The sequence below is a fragment of the Kibdelosporangium phytohabitans genome (assembly GCF_001302585.1).
GTDB classification, from domain to species: domain Bacteria; phylum Actinomycetota; class Actinomycetes; order Mycobacteriales; family Pseudonocardiaceae; genus Kibdelosporangium; species Kibdelosporangium phytohabitans.
The window spans coordinates 6,888,308-6,905,083 of record NZ_CP012752.1; the positions used below are offsets into that span (position 1 = coordinate 6,888,308).

Below are 16,776 nucleotides of genomic sequence, written 5' to 3' on the forward strand. Positions count from 1 at the left end.
CGTCGTGGAATCGAGGGGTCCGCGCCGCTCACCCGGCCGCGGACTCCTTGATCCGCATTGCCAGGAATGCCCGTTCGGCCTCGTTGTCGGCCAGTTCCATGGCGTGCCGATAGGCCGCCGCGGCCTCGTCGAGCCGGCCGAGCCTGCGCAGGAAGTCGGCTTTGATCGCCGCCGTGTAGCGGTAGCCGGTCAGCATCTTGTCCCGTTCGAGCTTCTCGACTTCCCGCAGTGCGGCACCGGGGCCGTGGACCATGGCCACCGCGACCGTCCGGTTCAGCGCGACCACCGGCGACGGCCAGACGTTGAGCAGTTCGTCGTACAGGACCAGGATCTCGGTCCAGTCCGTGCCGTCGTAGGACGGCGCCGTGGCGTGCACCGCCGCGATCGCCGCCTGCAGCGAGAACCGGCCGGGGCTGCCGCCGCGCAGCGCGGCCACCACGAGCCGGTGCCCCTCGGCGATGGCTGCCCGGTCCCACTTCGACCGGTCCTGGTCCTCCAGCAGCAGCAGCCGCCCTTCGCCGTCCGTCCGGGTGGCGCGGCGGGCGTGGTTCAACAGCAGCAACGCCAGCAGGCCGCGGACCTCGCGTTCGCCGGGCATCAGCCCGTGCAGCATCCGGCCGAGGTCCACCGCGCGCTCGGCCAGGTCACCCCGGGTCAGCGTGTCACCCGATGGTGCGGTGTGGCCCGTGGTGAACAGCAGGTGGATCACGGTCAGCACGGCGTCGAGGCGGTCCGGCAGCTCGTTGGCCTCCGGCACGCGGAACGAGATGCTCGCCGCGACGATCTTCTTCTTCGCCCTGGTGATCCGGGCGGCCATGGTGGCCTCCGGCACCAGGAAGGCACGCGCGATGTCCGGCGTCGCCACACCGCACACCAGGCGCAGCGTGAGCGCGATGCGCGCGTCCGTGCTCAGCGCGGGGTGGCAGCACATGAAGACCAGCCGCAGCGTGTCGTCGCGGACGACCGAGCCGCCGGTGAAGCTGACCTCGTCGACGTCGTCCTCGGCCAGCAGCGGCATCTTGGTCCGGAAGACCTGCGCACGGCGCAGCGCGTCCAAGGCGTTGTGGCGCGCGGTGGTGACCAGCCACGCCCCCGGGTTCGCCGGGATGCCACCCGACGTCCACGCGTTGAGCGCCGAGACGTAGGCGTCCTGCACGCACTCTTCAGCCAAGTCCAGGTCGCCCGCGACACGCACCGTCGCGGCGAGCACAGTGGCCCACTCACGCCGATGCGCGTCGGCTACGGCGCGCTGGACGACAACCGGGTGTACGGTCACATCTCGTGCAGCGGCCGGATCTCGATCCCGCCATCCATGATGGGCAGCAGTTTGCCGATCGCGATGGCCTGGTCCAGATCACGGCACTCGACGACGAAGACCCCGGCGACGGTCTCCTTGCCCTCGATGAACGGGCCGTCGGTGATCGCGCCGCCCTTCTGCAGGGTGGTCGCGGTGCTCCCCGGCTGCATCGGGTACTCCGAGACGATGCGCGCGCCCATCGCCTCGATCTTCTCCGGCGCGGCGAGGTTGGCCTCCATGACCTCCGGCGGAATGTCCTCGACCGGGATTTCCTTCTCGTAGATCAGAAAAGCGTATTGCGGCATCCGGGCGATCCTGCCTTTGTCCTAGGGCTCAGTCCGTGGGACATGCGCGAATGGGTCAACTGGCTGGGGTGGCCAGTCTCCCACAGGACCGAAATAGCGCACCACTCAGGGCGGCATTCCCACCCGAATGCGTTCAGTCGTTGATCATCCGGTCCCGCTGCCGCCGGAGATCGTCGAATGCCGACAAGTCCGGCACGGTCCAGCCGTCCAGGTCGTACTCGGCGAGGCACTGGTCGACGAACGCCTTGTAGTCGTCCAGCTGGCCGCCTGCCTCCTGCATGGCCAGCAGTTCGACCCTGGTGTTCTCGTGGTTGCCCGCGTAGTTGCGCTCGTAGAGCTCGTGCCTGCCACCGAACTCGGTGCCGACCGCGTCCCACAACAGCTTCATCACCTTGGCGCGCTCCACCGAGTCGGCACCGTTCGACCCGCGCATGTACTTGTCCAGATAGGGCCGTATCTCGGGATTCTTGAAGTCCTGAACACCCGAGTTGAGATAGATCAGTCCACTGGCGACGTCCTGCATCACGACCTCGCGCACCCGCGGGTACCCGATCTGCATGAACCACCGGTACGCCATGCCGTACTGCGGGTTCGGCAGCACCGCGCCGTCACGCCACGGCACGGGATTGCGCGCGGCCGCGTCGGACAACGCCCAGAACAGGTTGCGCCACGCCAGGACTTCGCCGAGCCGCGTCTGCACACCGCGGAAGTCCTTGGTACCGGTCAGTTCCAGCGCCTTGGCGAGCAGTCCCGCGATGAACTCCAGCTTGACCGCCAGGCGCGTGCAGCCGTGGAACGTGAACCGCTCGACGAACCCGGACTGCCCGCTGAACGCCTGCACCTTGGCCACGTCGCCGTAGATGAACACGTTCTCCCACGGGATGAGGACCTTGTCGAGGATCAGGATCGTGTCGTTCTCGTCGAGCCGCGAGGACAGCGGGTAGTCGAACGGGCTGCCCATCACCGCCGCACTGGCCGCGTAGGACGGACGGCAGATCAGCTTCATCCCCGGCGCGTCCATCGGCACGGTCGCCACGAGCGCGAACTTCTTGTCCTTGATCGGCAGGCCGTAGTGCGCGACGAAGTTGTAGTGCGTCAGCACCGATCCGGTGGCCACCACCTTCGCGCCGCTGACCACGACACCGGCGTCGGTCTCGCGTTCCACGTGGACGAACACGTCGGCGACCTGGTCCGGTGGCAGGTTGCGGTCGACGGGCGGGTGCACGATCGCGTGGTTCCAGTACAGCACCTTCTCCTGCGACTCGCGGTACCACCGTCGCGCGTTGTCGGCGAAAGGCGCGTAGAAGTCGGCGTTCGCGCCCAGTGTGCCGAGGAACGAGGCCTTGTAGTCGGGGCTGCGGCCCATCCAGCCGTAGCTGAGCCGCGCCCACGCCGCGATCGCCTGCTGGTCGGCGACCAGGTCCTCGGCGCTGCGCGGGGTGGTGAAGAACCGGTGGGTGTAGCCGCCGCTGCCGGTGTCGGTGGCCGTGGTCAGCACCGGCCGTTGCCCCGGGTCGTGCAACGCGTCGTAGAGCCGCGCGGTCATCCGGATGGCGTTGTGGAAGGCCGGATGCGCGGTCACGTCCTGCACGCGTTCGCCGTAGAGGAAGATCTCCCTGCTGTCCCGAATGCTTTCGATGTACTCATCACCGGTGAACGGCCGATCGCCCATCAGACGACGTCCCCTCTTTCGCACGACGACAGCAAGACCTGCCCGAATCGACAGGGGAATCATCACACCGCACGGCCGCGGAAGGCATCTTCCTCGGTGCGGGCAATACCGCACGCACGGAGTTGCGCCACCGCGAAGGCCGTGGTCAGCCCGCCGCGCAACGCCTGCGATACGGACAGGTACAGAAAACGTATGAACCGCAATCGGAGAGATGCCGGGCACGAACGGCCGGTGTGATGCTTTGGCGTAGCTGATCGCACGCCGACCATCGCCCAAGGCGCGCGGCAATCCGAAAGAGGGCAAGACAATGACCGAAAGCGGCAAGCTCGTCGTCGACATCGTGCAGCAGGGCATCTGGGACATGCCACTGGAATCGATGCCGCTCGCGTCCGGGTACCTCAAGGCCGTCGCCCTCGCAGACGACGAGATCGCCAAGGCGTGCGACATCCAGATCCGCAACTTCCGCGGCGGGATAACCCTTTCCTCCATGGCGTACCAGCTGTTCAGCGAGCGCGTGCCGGATGTCCTCGCGTTCTCGGTGTTCGGGTGGAGCTACCGCGCCTTCGGGTCGCTCGCCGAGACCTACAAGCAGCTCAACCCGCACGGCTGGGTCATCTTCGGCGGGACCCACGTCGCCAACCAGGCCGACCGCGTGTTCCGGATGTTCCCGTGCGTGGACATCGTGGTCAACGGCGAAGGCGAGATGATCTTCCGGGATCTGCTGCGCGCCCGGATGCGGGGCGTCACGAACGAGCGGCTCGCCGGCATCACGGGTATCTCCTATGTGGACGAAGACGGCAAGGTGCTGAACACGCCGGACCGCGACCGGATGGCCAACCTCGACGAGATCCCGTCGCCGTTCCTGACCAACGCGATCGAGATGACCGACGAGCACGGCCGCTTCCGCTACGACGTCGCGCTGATGGAGACCAACCGCGGCTGCCCGTACAAGTGCTCGTTCTGCTACTGGGGTGGCGCCGTCGGCCAGAAGGTCCGCGCGTTCTCCCGCGAACGGCTGCGTTCGGAACTGGAGTTCTTCGCCAAGATGCGCGTGCACACGATCGTGGTGTGCGACGCCAACTTCGGCCTGCTGCCCGACGACCTGAAGTTCGTCGACGACCTGATCGAGGTCCGCGACCAGTACGGCTTCCCGCGCGCGCTGGAGACCTCGTGGGCCAAGAACAAGTCGAAGACGTTCTACGCCATCGTCAAGAAGATGCGCGACGCGGGCATGCGCAGTTCCTTCACGCTCGCGCTGCAGACACTGGACGACACCACGCTGACCCTGATGAACCGCAAGAACATGAAGGTCAACGAGTGGGAGGACCTGTCGGAATGGCTGGACCGCGAAGGCCTTGACTGCTACGCCGAACTGATCTGGGGCGCGCCCGGCGAGACCGTCGAGTCCTTCATGGCCGGCTACGACAAGCTGGCGCGGCGCGTGTCCCGCATCGCCTGCTACCCGATGTTGTTGCTGCCCAACACCGACTACGGCGACAACCGCGACGTGCACGGCATCATCTCGGTTCGCGGCGACAACGACGACTTCGAGTACGTGCTCAAGAACCGCCAGGTCTCCTTCGCGCAGAACCAGGACATGCAGCGATTCCTGTTCTGGGCGCGGGTGATCGCGGAGATGGCCGTGCTGCGGCACGCGTGGGTCGGCCTGCGCGAGCTGGCCGGTGTGCGCCAGACCCAGGTCCTGCTCAGCCTGGACGAGTGGGTCCGCGGCACCGACGACCCCGCGGCGGAACCGTTGCGCACCACGCTGGAGAGCGTCGTCGTCGGTACCGGCGACGTCGGTTCGGCGGTGAGCTACCTCTACCGCGAGCCGGACGTCAAACGGATGATGAAGCGCTGGTGGGCCGAGCAGATCCGGCCGCTGATCCCCGAGGACAAGCTGGCGGTGCTCGACGAGCTGTTCGCGTACGACCTGCTGACGCAGCCGATCGCCGCCCCGCCCGGTGCCGAACACCCCGACACCACCGGGATCGACTTCGTGACTGTGCGCGGCGAGGAGTACTACCGGCGCACCGCCGTGCGGCTGGCGTACGACATCCCGTCCATCATGGCCGCCCTGCGCGCCGAGGAGACGCCCGACCTGTCGCCGAAGGTCACCGAAGTCGACCTGTACTACAAGATCGGGTGCGAGAGCGCGGTGGCGTCGACCAACCACGAGACCATCGTGCACTTCATGGGGATGACCACCGAGCAGGTGATGGCCAACGCCGCCGCGCAGACAGTCGACGCGACGGTGATGAGCCTGACTGGGGACAAGGGCTCCTGCTGACAGCCCGTCTTGCCAGCACACGACCACTACGAGATGCAGGTGAACACGTCCATGAATGACGCCTTGAATGCCACCGCTGACACGGTCGACCCGGTGGCGTACATCTTCAACTCGGCGGTCGCGGCGTCGGCCATCGGTGCCGCGTGGGAGCTCGGCATCCTGGACGCCCTACAGGCCAACGGTACGCTCGAACTGCCCCAGTTCGCCGCGGAGCACGGCCTCGACCCGCAGTCCACGCTCGGCCTGGCCCGCGCACTGGCGGCCGTCGACATCGTCGAGCGCATCGACACGAAGGTCATGCCCGGCGGCAACTTCGCCGACGCCTACCGCAACCGCTCGTTCTTCCACTGGCTGACCAGGGGAAGCGCGGAACTGTTCCGCCGGATGCCCGACGTGGCGCGCACCGCCAACCGCACGGGCGAGTTCTACCAGCGGGACGCGGCGGCGATCGCGTACGCGTGCAAGGAGATCAGCGAGCTGACCTACGACCCGTGGTTCTGGGACGCGATCGACGGCCTGGCGTCGTCGCCCGCTGTGGTGGCCGACCTCGGCTGCGGCAGCGGGACGCGGATCCTGCAACTGCTCGACCGGTTCCCCGCCGCGCGGGCGCTGGGCATCGACGTCGCCGAACCGGCGCTGGCGGTCGCGGCGGACGCGACCGCGAAGGCGGGCCTGACCGAGAAGGTCACGCTGATCGCCGACGACGTGCTCACCATGGCGGCGAGGCCGGAGTTCGCCGAGGTCGAGCTGTTGACGTGCTTCATGATGGGCCACGACTTCTGGCCGCGGCAGCGCTGCGTGGCGACTTTGCGGCGGGTGGCCGCGTTGTTCCCGTCGGCGAACACGTTCCTGCTCGGCGACGCCACCAGGTCGACCGGTGTCGCCGACAAGGACCTGCCGGTGTTCGCGCTGGGCTTCGAACTCGCGCACGACCTGATGGGCACCTTCATCCCGACGATCGCCGACTGGGAGTCGGTGTTCGCCGAAGGCGGCTGGCGGCTGCGTGAGCAGCACCGGATCGGCATCGCGGTCGGCGAGGTGATCTTCGAACTCGAGCGGGCATAGGGGCCAGTTGGACCGGCTACGGTGCGTAAGTAGCATTCCACCCCGAGTCTTGTCCGGCACGACCCCGGCAGCGGTACCCCCAAACCGGGCTGGATTGCGCACGATCGAACAAGACCTCGCACACGATCGGGTGGAAATCTTGCCCGGCGGACATCCCATGTGTCGTCGTACCGATGGAGAGCACATGCTGAACAGACGAAAGCTGCTGGCATTCGGCGGGATTGCCGCTGGCGGCGCCCTGATCGTGCCGGAAGGCGTTCGCCGGACCGCGACCGCCGGCGAGCAACCGGCCGGCATCCACGGCATACATCGCCATCACGTGCGGCAAGCCGGATCGATACGCCCGCACGCGGGCGTACCCGAGTTCAGCGTGCAGATGCCCGTCCCGAAGGTGCTGCAGCCGTTCAAGGGCGACCCGGACATCGACTTCTACCGGGTGGCGATCAAGCAGGCGAACTCCGAGATCCTGCCGGGCGTGCAGACCCCGGTGCTGACCTACAACGGTGATTTCGTCGGACCGACCATCCGGGCGCGCACGGGCAGGCCCGTGTCGGTCACGTTCACCAACCAGCTGGCCGAACACGCGAACGTCCACCTGCACGGCGGACACGTCGCTCCTTCGAGTGACGGCCACCCGATGGACACCATCGCGCCCAACGGCTACCGCACCTATTCGTACCCCAACCGCCAGCAGGGCGCGACCCTCTGGTACCACGCGCACAGCCACCACACCGAGGCCGAGCACGTCTACCGCGGGCAGCACGGCTTCTACATCATCGACGACCCGGCGGAAGCCCACCTCAGGCTGCCCAGCGGCAAGTACGACGTGCCGATCATGCTGCGGGACGCGCTGTTCGACGAGGCGGGCAAGCTGGACTTCCTCAGCCCGCCGCCGTTCCGCAACATCGACCTGGCCAACGGCAGGCCGCAACCGTACTTCCCGGTGGCGGCGCGCAAGTACCGCTTCCGCTTCCTCAACAGCGCCACCGAGCGCAACTACATCCTCAACCTCGGTGGCGTGGACATGATCCAGATCGCCTCCGACGGCGGTCTGCTGCCTGTTCCCGTGCCGCGCAAGGAGTTCCGGCTCAGCTCGGGTGAGCGGATCGAGGTGGTGATCGACTTCAGCAAGTTCCCGGTCGGCACCAAGCTGGTGCTCGGCGACGTGCAACGGCCCGTGCTGCGCTTCGACGTGACCAGCAAGGCCTTCGACGACAGCCGCGTGCCCGACACGCTGCGGGCGCTCCCCGGCCTGGCGACGCCGACGTTCGAGCGGACCGTGGACATGGCGACGGTGTTCAACGGCGAGATCCCCGACGGCGTGATCAACGGCAAGATCTTCGACCCGAACCGGGTCGACTTCACGATCAAGCGCGGCACGACGGAGATCTGGAACATCATCAACGGCGACAGCGCACAGGGCTGGGCGCACAACTTCCACATGCACCTGATCCAGTTCCGGGTGCTCAGCCGCGCGGGACGGCCGCCGGAGCCCGACGACCGCGGCCGCAAGGACACGATCATGATGCCCGCGAACGAGCCCGTCCGCATCCAGGCGACGTTCGACGGTGACTTCACGGGCAGGTACGTGTACCACTGCCACTTCCTGGAGCACTCCTCCATCGGCATGATGGCGCAGATGGAGATCACGCCGTAACCGAACGGGTTGGGCCGCCATCGCGCGACGGCGGCCCAACCCGCTGGTTCAGTGCTTGACCTCGTGCTCCTCGTCGGCGGTGTCCGGTGCGTCGAGGACTTCACGCGGCCCCTTGCCGCGGGCCAGGACGAAGTAGGCGAAGGCGCCGAGGAACACCAGGATCGAGACCCACACGTTCACCCGGACGCCGAACACCAGCGTCGCCGGGTCGGTGCGCATCAGCTCGATCCACGTACGACCCAAGGTGTACGCGGCGGCGTACAGCGCGAACGCGCGGCCGTGGCCCAGACGCAGCTTGCGGTCGAGGAAGACGACGAGCGCCGCGACACCGAGCAGCCACAACAGCTCGTAGAGGAACGTCGGGTGCACAGGGCTTTCCGGCAACGGGATGCCGTTGGAGGTGCCGTTGAGCTGATCGGGCTGTCCGGCGGCGTTCACGCGCTGGAAGATCTCCAGGCCCCACGGGAGCGTGGTGTGCGGGCCGTACAACTCCTGGTTGAAGTAGTTGCCGATCCGCGCGATCGCGTGCGCGACGGCGATGCCGGGCGCGACGGCATCGGCGAACACCGGCAGCGGCAGGCCTTTGCGCCGGCAGCCCAGCCACGCGCCGACCGCGCCGAGGGCGATGGCGCCCCAGATACCGAGGCCGCCCTCCCAGATGTACAGGGCACGGACCGGGTCCTTGCCCGCACCGAAGTACAGGTGGTAGTCGGTGATCACGTGGTAGATCCGGCCACCGGCCACACCGAACGGCACAGCCCACACCGCCACGTCGGCCACGGTCCCAGCAGCGCCGCCCCTGGCCCTCAGACGCTTGTCGCCCCACCAGATGGCGACGACGATGCCCGCGATGACGAGCAGCGCGTAGGCGCGGACCGGGATCGGCCCGATGTCCCACACCCCGCGCGGTGGACTGGGAAACGTCGTCAGGAATGCGGTCGGCGCCATCATCGGCCACACGCTAGCGCAGACCGTGGCCCGATTCCCGGGAAACGGCGGAGGCTCTCACCACCCGTGCAGGCTGAACGGCTCGCCTTTCCCGATCCGCCGAATCGCGTCGGCCGGGTACGCGACGACGTCCGCGGGCAGATCGTCGATCGGGCACCACACCAGTTCCGAGCACTTCCCGGGCTCCCGGTTGACCGGTTGCCCTGACCACCGGGTCGCGCGGAAGAAGAACCCGACTCGCGCGTCCTGGCCGTGGCGGTGGTGCATCACGTGGACGCACTCGAGGTCCTCGCGCGCCACCAGTACCCCGATTTCCTCCTCGGCCTCCCGCATCGTCGCGGCGACGACGTCCTCGCCGGACTCCAGGTGCCCGGAGACCAGGTGCAACAACCCGTCCGCGAAACCGGTGCCCGCCCGCCTGCCCAGCAGCACACACCCGCCCCGCACCAGAACCAGGTGCACATCGACGACGCTGCGATGACGTTCGCCCTCTCCGGCGGGTGTTTGGTTCATCGCGGTCCTCTCCTCGAGTTTTCCACCAGGTCACGGACGATCTCCGCTTCCGGGACGCCACACTCCGTGTACACCACACGCCCCTGCCTGGCGTGGACCGACGTCGTGGCGGTGGAACAGGGCTGTCAGCGCGGCACGACCGGCGCCAGCCTATGTGTGGACAACTACACAGTCGAATGCGGAGCGAAGCCGCCCGTCGCGGTGGACGTGACGAAGTACCGCGCGTGGACCGACGAGCACGTCCCAACCGGTCAGTCGCAGGTGGACGCGGTGGACTGATGGGCCTTTCCGGCCAACGGGACACCGATCAGCTGCTCGGCGCCGGACGCGGACACCACCCGGCGCAACGCGGCGAGCACCACGTCGCCGAGGACGAGGGTGAGAACCTGGGCTTCGGTGTCCGACGGGTCGGTGGCGACGGCCGCGTCGATCGCGGCCAGTTCGACGGACACCGCGGCGTAACGCTCCAGGATCCCGGCCAGGTCGCCGCGGCCCAGTTCGTGCAACGCGGCGATCGCGGCCACCAGCGCCCGCGCCGGGTGGGCGTCCAGGTCGGAGTTCCACGCACGCGCCGAAAGCAGGTGTGCCACGCGTTCCCGGGCGGCCAGCCACGCGTCCCGCGGCGGCTGGCCCGCCGGTTCGCCGCGTTGCGCGGGCACCGCGGCCAGGACCTGCTTCACCGCCACAATGGACAGTCCGCCCACCTCGGTCAGCAGTTTGATCATCCGCAGCCTGCGCACGTGCTCGTCGCCGTAGCGCGCCTGGTTGGGGCTGGTGCGTTCGCCGGGCGGCAGCAGGCCTTCGCGCAGGTAGTACTTGATCGTCGGGATGGACACCCCGGTTCGCAGGCCGAGTTCCGCCACGCGCATCCATGACCGCCGTTCGATCCGCCGGGTGCTGCAGGTCAACCGGACACTTCCACGCGGGCGGACGGCGACGCATCTTCAGGATTGCGAATTTCGCGCACCGCCGGATCTTCCGCGTGTTTCCGCACTCCAGCACGCTCCGAGAAGACATCGCGGCGGATACCCGGCACGTTGGAAAACGACGAGCCGGGGTCGGACTACGTCGAACGAATGCCGCGTTTGACGAGGAGGAACAGTGGCCAGCATCCTGGGTAAGCTCCGGCGTTCCATTCTGACGCCGAGCATGTCCGAAACGCACCTCGAAGTCCGTGGATTTCCGGAGAAATCACCGCAATCCCGCGCGGTGCTGGAATCGGCGGGCGGTTCCTTCCTGACCGGTTTCGCGTACGCCGCCGAGGCGGGCTCGGTCGCCGAGATCGAGCGGAACCTCGACCGGATCGACCGGCCGCTGCAGGGCTTCGCCTACGAGGGCGCGGGCATGGCGTACGGGATCCGCGACGGCCTGCCGCTGGGACACCGCCACCACCTGACGGACTTCCTCGCGGGCAAGGCGAAGCCGCACACCTACATGGCCTACGTCGGCGTCGGCTGGGCGCTGGCCCGGGTGCCGAGGTTCTGCTGGTCCGCGGTGACCAGCGGCGTGACCGACCCGCTGGTGCGGTGGCTGGTCCACGACGGCTACGGCTTCCACCAGGCGTACTTCGAGACGGAGAAGTACGTCAGCGGGCAGCACCGGGAGGAGAACTTCGGCTGGCCGGTGGAAGGCCCGCGGGCGTACTCCGCGCGAGCCATCGACCAGGGTGTCGGCCGGGCCATGTGGTTCGTCGCCGGCACGGACGTGGGGCTCGTCAGCAACATGATCAACAAGTTCGCCGCCGAACGCAGGCCGGACCTGTTCGCCGGGGTCGGCCTCGCCTGCACCTACGCGGGCGGCGCCGGCGAGGAGGAGCTGCGCGAGCTCGCCGAGCGGGCGGGCGACTGCCGTCCGCAACTGGCGCAGGGCAGCGCGTTCGCCGCGTCCGCGCGTGTGACGTCCGATCTGGTGACGCCGCACACCGAGATGGCCACCCAGGTGCTGTGCGGGATGACGCCGCAGGACGCCGACAGCGTCTGCCAGAAGACCAAGCCCTCCGAGCCCGAGCAGGCAGGCGACGCCGTGCCCGCGTTCGAGCTGTGGCGGCAACGCATCGCCGAGACGGTCATGACGTCCATGCGGGGCCAGCGATGACGGCGACGAACCCGCCTGTCGACCGCGCGATCGGCCGCACACCGCCGGGACCGCCGCGCAGGCAGACGCCTTTCCTGCTGGCCCAGCTCATCCGCGACCGGCTCAGCCTGGTCAGCTCCGCCGCCGAGCAGTACGGCGACGCCGCCAGGATCGCCATCGGCCCCAAGACCCTCTACCTGTTCAACCACCCCGACCACGCCAAGCACGTGCTGGCCGACAACGCCGCCAACTACACCAAGGGGATCGGCCTGCTGCAGGCCAAGAAGGTCCTCGGTGACGGCCTGCTGACCAGCGAGGGCGAGCTGTGGCGCGACCAGCGGCGGATCATCCAGCCGGTGTTCCAGGCCAAGCGGCTCGCCGGGCAGGCCGAGGTGGTCTCGCAGGAGGCGACCAAGCTCGTCGACCGGCTGCGGGCCACGATCGGCCACGGGCCGGTCAACATCCTGCACGAGCTGACCGAACTGACCCTGCGCGTGCTCGGCCGGACCCTGCTGGACGCCGACCTGAGCCGCTACTCCTCGATGGGCCGGTCGTTCGAGGCCGTGCAGGACCAGGCGATGTTCGAGATGGTGTCGCTCAACATGGTGCCGACGTGGGTTCCGCTGCCCAAGCAGCTGCGGTTCCGCAAGGCGCGCAAGGACTTGCAGGGCACGGTGGAGGACCTGGTCCGCTACCGCGACGCCCACCCGACCGACGGCGACGACGTGCTGTCCCGGCTGATCGAGTCCACCAGGGGCGAGGCCGACCAGCGGGTCGGCCGCCGCCGCATGCGCGACGAGCTGATCACGCTGATGCTCGCGGGCCACGAGACGACCGCGAGCACGCTCGGCTGGTCGTTCGTGCTCGCCGGGCAGAACCCCGAGGTGTGGCAGCGGCTGCACCAGGAGGCCGTCGAGGTGCTCGGCGATCGCCCGCCGCGCTACGAGGACCTGCACAAGCTGACGTACACCAACATGGTGCTGCAGGAGGCCATCCGGCTGTACCCGCCGGTGTGGATCCTGACCAGGGTCGCGCGGCAGGCCGACGAGATCGGCGGGTACCACGTGCCCGCCGGGTCCGACGTGCTGATCTGCCCGTACGTCCTGCACCGGCACCCCGGCTACTGGCCGAATCCCGAGCGGTTCGACCCCGAGCGGTTCGGCCGCGACCAGGTGACCAACCGGCCGCGGTACGCCTACATCCCGTTCGGCGCGGGGCCGCGGTTCTGCGTCGGCAACAACCTCGGGCTGCTGGAGGCCACGTTCGTGCTCGCGCTGGTGGCCCGTGACCTGCGGCTGACGAAGCTGCCGGACCACAAGGTCGTCGCCGAGCCGATGTTGTCGCTGCGGTTGCGCGGCGGTCTGCCCGTGACCGTCCAGGCCGCGAGGTAACTCCCCCATCCCACGAGGAGAGGCACGACTGTGATCCTCGGCAAGGCGCTGCGCCGGTCCCTCGAGACGGTCCGGTTCGTCACCCCGGTCAAGTTCTGGTCGTCGAAGGGGCTCGCCCGCTCGGTCTACCGGGACGTCGAGCAGAACTTCGGGATGCTGGCGCCACCGGTGGCGCTGCACTCCCCCGCACCCGAGGTGATGGCGGCGAGCTGGCTGCTGTTGAGGGAAACCATGGTCGCGAGCTGGCGCGCGTCGCGGTCCGCGAAGGAGGTCGTGGCCAGCGTCGTGTCGGTGAACAACACGTGCCCGTACTGCGTGGCCGTGCACGGCGCGACGCTCAACGGCCTGCTGCGCGACCCCACGGCGATCGCCATCGCCGAGCACCGGTTCGACGAGATCCCCGATCCGGACCTGCTCGCGATCGGCAACTGGGTGCGGACGGGCAAAAGCCCGCAGGCGCCGCCGTTGCCGCTCGACCAGGCGCCGGAGCTGATCGGCGTCGCCGTGACCTTCGAGTACTACAACCGGATGGTGAACGTCTTCCTCGACGAGTCACCGCTGCCGTCGCACGTGCCCGCGCGCATGCGGGGCACCATGATGCGGCTGCTCAGCGTCCTCATGCGGGGCCCGGCGACCCGGCACCACGAACCCGGTGCGTCGCTGGACCTGCTGCCCGGCCCGGCGCCGGATCCCGGTGGCCTGGAGTGGGCCGGGGGCGCCCCGCACATCGCCGAGGCGTTCGCCCGCGCGACCGCCGTCATCAACGCGGCAGGCGAACGGTCGGTGCCCGATTCCGTGCGGCAGCTCGTCACCGAGCGGCTCGCGGGCTGGAACGGCGAGCCCATGGGCCTGACCCGCGAGTGGCTGACCGACGCCGAGGCCGTACTGCCCCCGGAGGCGCGCCCGGCGGGCCGGATCGCCCTGCTGACGGCATTCGCCTCACACCAGGTGACTCAGGCCGACGTCGACGGTTTCAGAGGCGTCCACGCGGACGACCGGCGGCTGGTCGAGGTCGCGGCGTGGGCGGGTCTCGCCGCCGCGCGGCACCGGCTCGCGCCCATCGCCGCCTCCTACCGGTCCGGCAGCGGTTCGTGACCTCGTCGCCGGCCACCTGAAGTCCTGTGCACGCGCGCCCTCCCGGGCGATGGGAGGGCGCGCTGACGTGTCCACGGGCTGCGGCGTGCCGGTGCGGGACGCGCGGGCCGAGTTCGGGCCGCCGAACCGGGCATATTCCGCACCGAATGTTCCCGTTTCAGGGAGTGGAGTGGAATTCGCCGGGCGCGGGCGCGTCGGGACAACCGCAAACCTACCGCACCCGCGCCGCCACTTCTTCTTCGTCCTTGCCCGGTTAGAGCAATCGGATAGATGTCCGATGATAAATATCTCGCTATCGTTGCTCCCAGCGAAAGCACAACGCGCCGGAAAGTCTGCGGGGCCGCCGACTTCTGCCACCGTCTGCCACACGGTGGACCGGCCTCAGCTGGGGCGGCGACCGGGCGAACATGGCTGCTCCCGCCGAGCTGTCGCACGTCAGCGGACCCCGCGTCGGCACCAAGTGCCCGGCTGAACGAAATCGATCTTTCCGCAGCCGCTCACGGAGGCGATTGCATGTACGAACAAGTCGAACGAGCCATACAGATGATGTGGCAACGATACGACGAGGCATTGACGCTCACCGATCTCGCCGGTGCCGCCCTGTTAAGCAAGTTTCATTTTACCAGGGTCTTCCGTATGACTACCGGGACGTCACCAGGTCGTTTTCTCGCCGCGGTGCGGTTCTATCGGGCCAAGCACCTGCTCTTACGCACGTCGCTGAGCATCACCGACATCTCCTACCGCGTCGGCTACAACAGCCTCGGCACGTTCACCACCCGGTTCGCCAAGAGCGTCGGCGTGGCCCCCGGCCAGTACCGGCACCTCGCACGGGCCGGGATCGGGCTGCTGCAGCCGCCACGGCGCTCCGACGACCCGGCGCACTGCGGGACCGTGTTCGGCAAGGTGCACCTGCCCCGCACCGACCGGCCGATCCGGATCTACGTCGCGGTGTTCCCCAGCCCGGTGCTGCAGGGGATCCCGGTGTCGTGCGACGTGATCGACTACTCCGACTACTACCTGCTCGACGCCGTTCCGCCCGGTGAGTGGTACGTCTGCGCCGCGGCGGTGGCGGCGGACAACTTCGATGTCCAGCCGTGGGAACGAAGGCCTGTGTTCGTGGGCTCTGGGGTGCCTGTGTCGGTGCGCGCCGGGGTGTCGAGCAAGGTCGACCTCGTGCTGCACCCGACTCGGCCGATCGACACACCGATCCTGCTGGTCATCCCGGAACTGGACAGCTGCAGGCCGCCGGCTGGGGGCGACACGAAGGCGCCGGCGACCACCACTGCCGCCACCACGGTGCCGGTACCGGTGCGGTACCAGGGGTCGCTGCGGTACCAGGCGACAGTGCAGTACCAGGCTCAATAGCCCCACGAACGTGGATACCGATGGCCCTCCTGGATGTTCACGGGAGGGCCATCGGCCTGTTCGGCGTGGTCGGGCTCAGCGGAGGAAATCCCCGCAGTAGAACAACAAGGGCTCGGCCACGTGGTTGCGGTGGATCGACAACACCGAACCGAGCACGATGGAGTGGTCGCCGCCGTCGTACACGGCGGCGACACGGCACTCCATCCAGGCGACGGCGTTCGCGATCAGCCGCACCCCGGCGTGCCTGCCCGGCACCCACTCGACCGGGGCGAACTCGCGTTCACCGCGCTCACGGGAGCGGCTGGCGAAGTACCGGGCGATCCACGCCTGCTCGGCCGACAACACCGACACCGCGAACACGTCGCTGGACAGGATGGTCTGGTGCATCGCGCTGGAACGCTGCACGCACACCAGGATCATCGGCGGCCGCAGCGACACCGAGGTGAACGCGTTCACGGTCATCCCTCGCGGAACGTCCCGGCCCGCGGTCACCACGGTGACGCCAGTCGCGAACTTGCCCAGCACACCGCGGAACTGAAGCGGGTCCTGCACGTCCCCGGTATCCAATGGCGGTCGCTGGTCGGCTGGGTGCATGGCGCGTCAGCCGTTCCGCACCGCTGCCGCGACAGCCTGGCCGGCCTCCGGGGCCCGCGGGCCCCCGTTGGGGGCCGCGGGTGCCTGCGCGTACGGCGCCAGCGCCCGGCGCAGTGACTCGGGGATCTTGGCCGGCCGGGCGGCGGCGCCCTGCCCGCTCACGCAGGCGGCGCGCTGCCGTCCCCGTGCCACCAGTTCCTGCACTCCGTCCTTGCGCAGCTTGACGTAGTCGAACCCGAACTCGATCTGGGTCTGGGTCAGGTCCTCCAGCCGCATCCGGATGGACACCTCGTCGAACAGCGCCAGCTCCGCGAAGAGCTCGCACTCGACCTTGGTGGTGAACAGGATCAGCTCCTCGCCGAAGTTCTCCAGCACGTCGGGCGCGTTCTCCAGCAGGAACAGCTCGCGGCACTTGCCCTGCCACCGCATGTAGTTGACGAAGTAGACGTTGCCGACGACGGTGGTCTCCTCGAAGCCGACCAGATGCCGCAGTTCGTAGTACGGCGTCATC

The 16,776-nt window shown here is 68.6% G+C and carries 16 protein-coding genes; 8 read left to right on the forward strand and 8 right to left on the reverse strand.

All coding sequences use genetic code 11. The features are described 5' to 3' along the window. Positions 1 to 28: 28 nt before the first annotated feature. From AOZ06_RS30970 to AOZ06_RS30980, 3 genes are all read right to left on the reverse strand, one after another. Positions 29 to 1,276 (reverse strand): RNA polymerase sigma factor, encoded by a 1,248-nt coding sequence (locus AOZ06_RS30970; protein WP_083472054.1) that lies wholly within the window; start codon positions 1,274 to 1,276, stop codon positions 29 to 31. Further along, positions 1,273 to 1,602: a YciI family protein gene (locus tag AOZ06_RS30975; RefSeq protein WP_054292634.1), complete on the reverse strand. Its 330-nt coding sequence runs from the start codon at positions 1,600 to 1,602 to the stop codon at positions 1,273 to 1,275. The genes AOZ06_RS30970 and AOZ06_RS30975 overlap by 4 nt, the downstream gene beginning before the upstream one ends. A 133-nt stretch (positions 1,603 to 1,735) precedes the next feature. Further along, complete coding sequence (locus AOZ06_RS30980) at positions 1,736 to 3,274, reverse strand: 4-hydroxyphenylacetate 3-hydroxylase family protein (protein ID WP_054292635.1); 1,539 nt, start codon at positions 3,272 to 3,274, stop codon at positions 1,736 to 1,738. Positions 3,275 to 3,581: 307 nt separating this feature from the next. On the opposite strand from AOZ06_RS30980, the gene AOZ06_RS30985 reads away from it, so the two are divergent. The 3 genes from AOZ06_RS30985 (at position 3,582) to AOZ06_RS30995 (ending at position 8,286) form a co-directional block, all read left to right on the forward strand. After that, positions 3,582 to 5,564: a KedN5 family methylcobalamin-dependent radical SAM C-methyltransferase gene (locus tag AOZ06_RS30985; RefSeq protein ID WP_054292636.1), complete on the forward strand. Its 1,983-nt coding sequence runs from the start codon at positions 3,582 to 3,584 to the stop codon at positions 5,562 to 5,564. Positions 5,565 to 5,615: 51 nt separating this feature from the next. Next, the gene (locus tag AOZ06_RS30990) at positions 5,616 to 6,629 is read left to right on the forward strand and encodes a class I SAM-dependent methyltransferase (RefSeq protein ID WP_054297037.1); all 1,014 of its coding nucleotides are present in this window, start codon (positions 5,616 to 5,618) and stop codon (positions 6,627 to 6,629) included. Between the two features lie 184 nt (positions 6,630 to 6,813). Beyond that, positions 6,814 to 8,286, forward strand: coding sequence for a multicopper oxidase family protein (locus AOZ06_RS30995; RefSeq protein ID WP_054292637.1), 1,473 nt, complete (start codon positions 6,814 to 6,816; stop codon positions 8,284 to 8,286). A 48-nt stretch (positions 8,287 to 8,334) separates the two neighbouring features. Here the strand turns inward: AOZ06_RS30995 and lgt are convergent, their stop codons facing one another. After that, positions 8,335 to 9,237 carry a prolipoprotein diacylglyceryl transferase gene (lgt, locus tag AOZ06_RS31000; RefSeq protein WP_083472768.1) on the reverse strand — a complete coding sequence of 301 codons (903 nt, stop codon included), beginning with the start codon at positions 9,235 to 9,237 and terminating at the stop codon, positions 8,335 to 8,337. Between the two features lie 54 nt (positions 9,238 to 9,291). Then, positions 9,292 to 9,747: an NUDIX hydrolase gene (locus AOZ06_RS31005; protein ID WP_054292638.1), complete on the reverse strand. Its 456-nt coding sequence runs from the start codon at positions 9,745 to 9,747 to the stop codon at positions 9,292 to 9,294. Between the two features lie 66 nt (positions 9,748 to 9,813). On the opposite strand from AOZ06_RS31005, the gene AOZ06_RS31010 reads away from it, so the two are divergent. Beyond that, a complete protein-coding gene (locus AOZ06_RS31010; RefSeq protein WP_054292639.1) occupies positions 9,814 to 10,026 on the forward strand; it encodes a hypothetical protein in 213 nt (70 codons plus the stop codon). Here AOZ06_RS31010 and AOZ06_RS31015 read toward each other — a convergent pair. After that, positions 9,999 to 10,655, reverse strand: coding sequence for a MerR family transcriptional regulator (locus AOZ06_RS31015; protein WP_225952948.1), 657 nt, complete (start codon positions 10,653 to 10,655; stop codon positions 9,999 to 10,001). The genes AOZ06_RS31010 and AOZ06_RS31015 overlap by 28 nt on opposite strands. Positions 10,656 to 10,848: 193 nt before the next feature. On the opposite strand from AOZ06_RS31015, the gene AOZ06_RS31020 reads away from it, so the two are divergent. From AOZ06_RS31020 to AOZ06_RS31035, 4 genes are all read left to right on the forward strand, one after another. Beyond that, a complete protein-coding gene (locus tag AOZ06_RS31020) occupies positions 10,849 to 11,841 on the forward strand; it encodes a DUF1702 family protein (protein WP_083472056.1) in 993 nt (330 codons plus the stop codon). Further along, positions 11,838 to 13,211: a cytochrome P450 gene (locus tag AOZ06_RS31025; RefSeq protein ID WP_054292641.1), complete on the forward strand. Its 1,374-nt coding sequence runs from the start codon at positions 11,838 to 11,840 to the stop codon at positions 13,209 to 13,211. Before AOZ06_RS31020 ends, AOZ06_RS31025 begins: the two co-directional genes overlap by 4 nt. 30 nt (positions 13,212 to 13,241) lie before the next feature. Further along, positions 13,242 to 14,306, forward strand: coding sequence for a hypothetical protein (locus AOZ06_RS31030; protein ID WP_054292642.1), 1,065 nt, complete (start codon positions 13,242 to 13,244; stop codon positions 14,304 to 14,306). A gap of 546 nt (positions 14,307 to 14,852) precedes the next feature. Further along, on the forward strand, positions 14,853 to 15,671 hold the full coding sequence (locus AOZ06_RS31035) for a helix-turn-helix transcriptional regulator (protein WP_225953357.1): 819 nt from the start codon (positions 14,853 to 14,855) through the stop codon (positions 15,669 to 15,671). Positions 15,672 to 15,746: 75 nt separating this feature from the next. On the opposite strand, the gene AOZ06_RS31040 is transcribed toward AOZ06_RS31035, so the two are convergent. Both AOZ06_RS31040 and AOZ06_RS31045 read right to left on the reverse strand, forming a co-directional pair. Continuing rightward, entirely contained in the window at positions 15,747 to 16,223 is a 477-nt protein-coding gene (locus AOZ06_RS31040; protein WP_218921804.1) for a flavin reductase family protein, read from the reverse strand. A 48-nt stretch (positions 16,224 to 16,271) separates the two neighbouring features. After that, a complete protein-coding gene (locus tag AOZ06_RS31045) occupies positions 16,272 to 16,775 on the reverse strand; it encodes an acyl-CoA thioesterase (protein ID WP_054292644.1) in 504 nt (167 codons plus the stop codon). Between the last annotated feature and the right edge of the window lies 1 nt (position 16,776).

Excerpts from the sequence above, each read along its gene's own strand:
- AOZ06_RS31005 (WP_054292638.1), bottom strand. The coding sequence starts at position 9,747 with ATGAACCAAACACCCGCCGGAGAGGGCGAACGTCATCGCAGCGTCGTC.
- lgt (WP_083472768.1), bottom strand. The coding sequence starts at position 9,237 with ATGATGGCGCCGACCGCATTCCTGACGACGTTTCCCAGTCCACCGCGC.
- AOZ06_RS30985 (WP_054292636.1), top strand. The coding sequence starts at position 3,582 with ATGACCGAAAGCGGCAAGCTCGTCGTCGACATCGTGCAGCAGGGCATC.
- AOZ06_RS31045 (WP_054292644.1), bottom strand. The coding sequence starts at position 16,775 with ATGACGCCGTACTACGAACTGCGGCATCTGGTCGGCTTCGAGGAGACC.
- AOZ06_RS31035 (WP_225953357.1), top strand. The coding sequence starts at position 14,853 with ATGTGGCAACGATACGACGAGGCATTGACGCTCACCGATCTCGCCGGT.
- AOZ06_RS30995 (WP_054292637.1), top strand. The coding sequence starts at position 6,814 with ATGCTGAACAGACGAAAGCTGCTGGCATTCGGCGGGATTGCCGCTGGC.
- AOZ06_RS30975 (WP_054292634.1), bottom strand. The coding sequence starts at position 1,602 with ATGCCGCAATACGCTTTTCTGATCTACGAGAAGGAAATCCCGGTCGAG.
- AOZ06_RS31025 (WP_054292641.1), top strand. The coding sequence starts at position 11,838 with ATGACGGCGACGAACCCGCCTGTCGACCGCGCGATCGGCCGCACACCG.
- AOZ06_RS30980 (WP_054292635.1), bottom strand. The coding sequence starts at position 3,274 with ATGGGCGATCGGCCGTTCACCGGTGATGAGTACATCGAAAGCATTCGG.
- AOZ06_RS30990 (WP_054297037.1), top strand. The coding sequence starts at position 5,616 with ATGAATGACGCCTTGAATGCCACCGCTGACACGGTCGACCCGGTGGCG.